Origin of the sequence: Peptoniphilus sp. (genome assembly GCF_034090345.1) — a bacterium.
Lineage (GTDB): Bacteria > Bacillota > Clostridia > Tissierellales > Peptoniphilaceae > Peptoniphilus.
In genome coordinates, this window is record NZ_JAXDSS010000012.1 from 1 (window position 1) to 5123 (window position 5123).

8 protein-coding genes are annotated in these 5123 nt (G+C 31.2%); all 8 read left to right on the top strand.

Going from position 1 to position 5123, the window contains the following annotated elements; all coding sequences use genetic code 11:
- A partial coding sequence (locus tag SOR77_RS00785; protein ID WP_320635314.1) for a transcriptional regulator occupies window positions 1-252 on the top strand: 252 nt, incomplete at its 5' end.
- A complete protein-coding gene (gene ffh, locus SOR77_RS00790; protein WP_320635315.1) occupies window positions 242-1579 on the top strand; it encodes a signal recognition particle protein in 1338 nt (445 codons plus the stop codon). The genes SOR77_RS00785 and ffh, both read left to right, overlap by 11 nt.
- 48 nt (window positions 1580-1627) lie before the next feature.
- Entirely contained in the window at window positions 1628-1915 is a 288-nt protein-coding gene (gene rpsP, locus SOR77_RS00795; RefSeq protein ID WP_004821669.1) for a 30S ribosomal protein S16, read from the top strand.
- A gap of 18 nt (window positions 1916-1933) precedes the next feature.
- Window positions 1934-2170 carry a KH domain-containing protein gene (locus tag SOR77_RS00800; RefSeq protein WP_320635316.1) on the top strand — a complete coding sequence of 79 codons (237 nt, stop codon included), beginning with the start codon at window positions 1934-1936 and terminating at the stop codon, window positions 2168-2170.
- Entirely contained in the window at window positions 2154-2660 is a 507-nt protein-coding gene (rimM, locus tag SOR77_RS00805) for a ribosome maturation factor RimM (protein ID WP_320635317.1), read from the top strand. The genes SOR77_RS00800 and rimM overlap by 17 nt, the downstream gene beginning before the upstream one ends.
- Window positions 2657-3382: a tRNA (guanosine(37)-N1)-methyltransferase TrmD gene (trmD, locus tag SOR77_RS00810; protein ID WP_320635318.1), complete on the top strand. Its 726-nt coding sequence runs from the start codon at window positions 2657-2659 to the stop codon at window positions 3380-3382. The genes rimM and trmD overlap by 4 nt, the downstream gene beginning before the upstream one ends.
- Window positions 3383-3397: 15 nt before the next feature.
- Window positions 3398-3745 carry a 50S ribosomal protein L19 gene (gene rplS, locus SOR77_RS00815; RefSeq protein ID WP_320635319.1) on the top strand — a complete coding sequence of 116 codons (348 nt, stop codon included), beginning with the start codon at window positions 3398-3400 and terminating at the stop codon, window positions 3743-3745.
- Window positions 3746-3875: 130 nt separating this feature from the next.
- Window positions 3876-5123 (top strand): glycosyl hydrolase family 18 protein (locus SOR77_RS00820; RefSeq protein WP_320635320.1); only part of this gene is annotated, 1248 nt, incomplete at its 3' end.

Here is a 5123-nt window from a genome sequence, read left to right on the forward strand (position 1 = left end):
AATGAAATAGCTGAAACATTGAATATTACAAAACAAGCTGTGTCTGACAACATTAAAAGGGCTGCACAAAATTTAGAGCATTATGAAAAGATATTAGGTCTTTTAGAAAATTACAACAAATCTATAGCTAGAAAAAAGAAGTTGTTAAATTTACTTGAAAACTTAAAGAATTCATCTACTGATTTAAATTTAGAAATCTTAAATGATATTATTTCCCTAATAAATGATGAGGAGGTTCAAAATGGTATTTGAATCACTTTCCGAAAAGTTACAAAATACATTATCTAAATTGACAGGAAAGGGTAGACTGACTGAGAAAGATATAGATGCTGCCATGCGTGAAGTAAAACTCGCACTTTTGGAAGCAGATGTAAATTTCAAAGTGGTTAAGGACTTCATCAAAAAAGTTAAAGAACGTTCTTTAGGACAAGATGTTCTTGAAAGTTTAACTCCAGGACAACAAGTAATAAAGATAGTAAATGAAGAACTAAAAAATATGATGGGGACTGGAGAGTCTAAGTTAGATTTATCTAAAAAGCCTACAGTAATTATGATGTGTGGTCTTCAAGGTGCTGGTAAAACTACAACTTCAGCAAAACTTGCTAAGTTGATTAAGAAATCAGGCAACAGACCTTTATTGGTAGCATGTGACGTGTATAGACCTGCGGCAATAAAACAGTTACAGGTTGTTGGAGAGAGTGTAGATGTTCCTGTATATACAATGGGGGATAAAATAAGCCCTGTAGATATAGCAAAAGCTGCATTGGAACATGCTAAGAGAAATCAAAATGACGTCATTATAATAGATACAGCCGGTAGACTTCATATTGATGAAGACTTGATGGACGAATTAAAAGAAATTGATAAATGGACTAATCCTTCTGAAATTTTACTTGTATTAGATTCTATGACAGGACAAGATGCAGTAAATGTAGCTGAGTCTTTTGACAAACTATTAAAGCTTACAGGTGTTGTTCTTACTAAGTTAGATGGTGATACTAGAGGTGGGGCTGCTTTATCAATAAGAGCAGTTACAGATGTACCTATAAAGTATATCGCGATGGGGGAAAAACTTGACCAACTTGAAGTATTCCATCCAGACAGAATGGCTTCTAGAATACTCGGAATGGGAGATGTTTTATCTCTTATAGAAAAAGCCCAAGCTAATGTAGATGAAAAGAAGGCTAAGGAACTTGAAGAAAAGTTGAGAACACAAACTTTTACCTTAGATGATTTCTTAGACCAAATGGAACAAATGAGAAATATGGGGCCTCTCGAAGATTTGATAGGAATGATACCGGGAGTAAATAGTAAAGCTTTAAAAGGTATTAATTTTGATGGAAAAGAATTTTCAAGAGTTGAAGCTATTATAAAGTCTATGACAAAAGAAGAACGAACAAAACCTGAAATAATCGATTCTTCAAGAAGAAAGAGAATAGCGACAGGCAGTGGCACTGATGCTGTCGAAGTTAATAGGCTTTTAAAACAGTTTAAAGAAATTAAGAAAATGATGAAGCAATTTGGAAATTTAGGCAAGACAATGAAGAAGAAAAAATTCAGGATGCCTTTTCCGTTTTAGTGTTAAAAATTTATTTATATAAATTTAATTTGATTATGGAGGTGAATTATGGCAGTTAAAATAAGACTAAGAAGAATGGGAGCTAAAAAATCTCCTTTTTATAGAATAGTTGTAGCTGATTCTCGTAGTCCGAGAGATGGTAAGTTCATAGAGGAAATTGGTTATTACAATCCTTTAACTGAACCTAAGAAAGTAGTTGTTGATGCAGAAAGAGTAAACAGCTGGATAGCAAATGGTGCTAAGCCTACTGATACAGTGGACAGACTATTTAGAGAAAACAGCATTTACGCAGAAAAAAAGAATGTTTCAGAAGAAGCAAAAGTAGATGCAGAGTAATCTCTGATGGAGGTTCAAATGGTTGAATTAGTTGAATACATTGCTAAGTCTTTAGTTGATAATCCAGATAGTATCAAGTTGGAATCAAAAGAAACTGATGAACAAATTGATATATCTCTGTACGTTTTGCAAAGTGATATGGGCAAAGTCATTGGAAGACAAGGTAAGATTGCTAAGGCAATAAGAGGTGTCTTAAAAGCAGTATCACTAAAAGAAAATAAAAGGGTCAATTTAGAAATTGAAGAACTTGAATAATTATACGGTAATAGGACAAATAATTAACACCAGAGGGATTAAAGGTGAACTTAAAGTATTGCCTTTGACAAGTAGAAATGAAAGATTTTATAATCTTGAAAATGTCTATATTGGTGATGATTTAATACATCAAAAAGTAAGAAAAGTACAAGTTACAGAAAGATTTGTGTATTTGTTTTTCGATGGCTTAAATAATATTAACGATGTCGAAAAATTTAAAACTTGTTATATATATGTAAGTGATGAAGATAAAATTGAACTTGAAGAAGGCGAATATTTTATATCTGATATCATTGGGTGTGAGGTTTATAAAACTGATGGACAATTAGTAGGAGAGATTGTAGACCTTATTGAAAATCCTGCAAATGATATATATGTTGTCAAGGGGGATAAGGAATATTTAATTCCACAAGTTTCTGAATTTGTAAAAGATATAGATGTTAAATCTAAAAAAATTATAATAGAACCTATTGAAGGAATGTTAGAGTGAAATTCAGTATTTTAACTTTATTTCCTGAGTTTTTTGAAATTTTAGAAGACTATAGCATAATTTCAAGGGCTATCAAAGAAAAACAAATTGATCTTAAAACAATAAATATCAGAGATTTTTCTGAAAATAAACATCATAAAGTTGATGATTATCCATCTGGTGGTGGTCCGGGCATGTTAATGCAAGTTCCTCCAATAAAAAAAGCTATTGATTCTGTTAAGACATTTAATAGTAAGGTAATATATCTGTCAGCTCAAGGAAGTGTACTAAACCAAAAAAAATTAGTAGAACTTTCTAAAGAAGAACATTTAATTTTATTAAATGGACACTATGAGGGGATTGACAATCGTGTTATTGAAAACTATGTAGACGAAGAAATTTCTTTAGGAGATTATGTTCTAACAGGTGGGGAAATGGCATCTATGGTGTTGGTTGATGGCATAACTAGATTGCTTCCAGGAGTTTTATCGAGTAGCGAAAGCTACAGTGATGAATCACATTACCGAGGTATACTAGAGTATCCACAATATACAAGACCTCAAAATTTTGAAGGTTTTGAAGTGCCGGAGGTTTTATTAAGTGGAAATCATAAGCTAATTGAAGACTATAGACGAAGAGAAGCTCTAAAAAACACTCTTTTGAAGCGACCAGATCTTTTAAAAGAAGAAATACTAACTTCAGAAGAATTGGATATATTAAATGATTTAAAAAAGGACATATGACGAGAGGAGGGCAATATGGACATTATAAGAGCAATAGAAGCTGAACAATTAAGAGACGATCTTCCATCTTTTAACGTTGGAGATACAGTTCAAGTTCACTATAGAATAATTGAGGGTTCAAGAGAAAGAGTTCAAGCTTTCGAAGGAACTGTTATAAAAATTCAAGGAAAGAGTTCAAGAAAAACTTTTACTGTTAGAAGAATTTCTTACGGTATAGGAGTTGAAAGAACTTTTCTTATGAATACTCCAAGAATTGCAAAATTAGTTGTAGTTCGTAGAGGTAAAGTTAGACGTTCTAAACTTTATTACTTAAGAGACAGACAAGGTAAATCAGCTAAAGTTAAAGAAAAGAATAACTATTAATTATAGCTCAGGATCGTAAGATTCTGAGTTTTTGCATGTGTATTATAAATTGTAAAATACTTAGAATTTATTTTAACTTTTAATTTTTAATGATTATAGTTATAATATAATCATTAAAGGAGTTTAGAATATGAAGAGATTTTTTATTATACTACTATTATTAATAGTTGTTGGTGTTGGAGGAAGTTTATTTTTGTTGAGCCGAAGAGGTTCTGGAGAGACTTCTAAAGCATATCAAGGTTTTAACTTTGTAGTTGAAGGAGATAAGATAAAAAAAGGTGAATTTGACAAAATAGATGGACAATACTATTTATCTTTAGATTTTATAAAAGAATATATAGATGACAGTGTTAAATATGATGAAAATGAAAAAACTATTATCTTTGTAAATGAACAAGGCACTAAAAGAATTAAAGTAGGAGCCAAAGAGTGTTTATTAAATTCGCAAAAAATAGGCCTTAGAGATCCTATAATAGAAAAAGATTCAAAAATTTATGTGCCAATAGAAGCATTTGTATATGATTATCCTATAACTTTAAAATTCATTGAAAATAAGAATTTATTGATTATGGATTATAAAGATGTAGAGTATGCAGTAGGCATTTCTCCAGGAAATGGACTTAATATGAGAGAGTCTGATAGCACAAAATCTCCTATAGTGTCTATCTTGAAAAAAGATGATAAAGTTTATGTTTATGGAGAAGAGGGAGATTTTTACAAAGTTAGAGAAGTTGAAGGATATGCAGGCTATATTTCTAAATCTAAACTTGAAGTAAAGTTTCCTAAAAACAGATTTAAAATTGAAAAAGAAAAAAAGAAGAGAGAGGCTAAGGCCCCTCTCAATTTAACATGGGACTATACTTATGCCAGGCAATCAGATGAAACTGTAAGTGGCATAAAAGAACTTCCAGGAGTTGATGTAATTTGTCCGACTTGGTTTTCTGTAGCTGATAGCTCAGGAAATATAATAGATAGAGGAAGACAAGATTATGTAAAAAAGTATAATGACTTAGGAATTGATGTCTGGGGTTATTTAGATAATTCTTTTAAAGCTGATTTAACTACTGAATTTTTGAGTAAAAGTTCTTCAAGAGAAAAAGCTATAGAAAAAGTTCTTTCGCTAACCAAACAATATGGACTTAAGGGAATAAATATAGATTTTGAAAATACAAAGATAGAGGATAGAGATGGAATAACACAATTTGTAAGAGAATTAGCTGGTGTATTTCATTCACAAAATTTACTTGTAAGTGTAGATGTGACACCTCAAATTTCATCCAATGTTAAAAAAGAACCTTATGATAGAAAAGAGCTTGGTAAGATTGCTGACTATGTCATGTTGATGGCATATGATCAACATTGGTCAACTTCTGATAAA

What these genes read in the sequence shown, in the direction of transcription:
- ffh (WP_320635315.1), top strand. Translation starts at nt 242, where the DNA reads ATGGTATTTGAATCACTTTCCGAAAAGTTACAAAATACATTATCTAAA.
- rpsP (WP_004821669.1), top strand. Translation starts at nt 1,628, where the DNA reads ATGGCAGTTAAAATAAGACTAAGAAGAATGGGAGCTAAAAAATCTCCT.
- SOR77_RS00800 (WP_320635316.1), top strand. Translation starts at nt 1,934, where the DNA reads ATGGTTGAATTAGTTGAATACATTGCTAAGTCTTTAGTTGATAATCCA.
- rplS (WP_320635319.1), top strand. Translation starts at nt 3,398, where the DNA reads ATGGACATTATAAGAGCAATAGAAGCTGAACAATTAAGAGACGATCTT.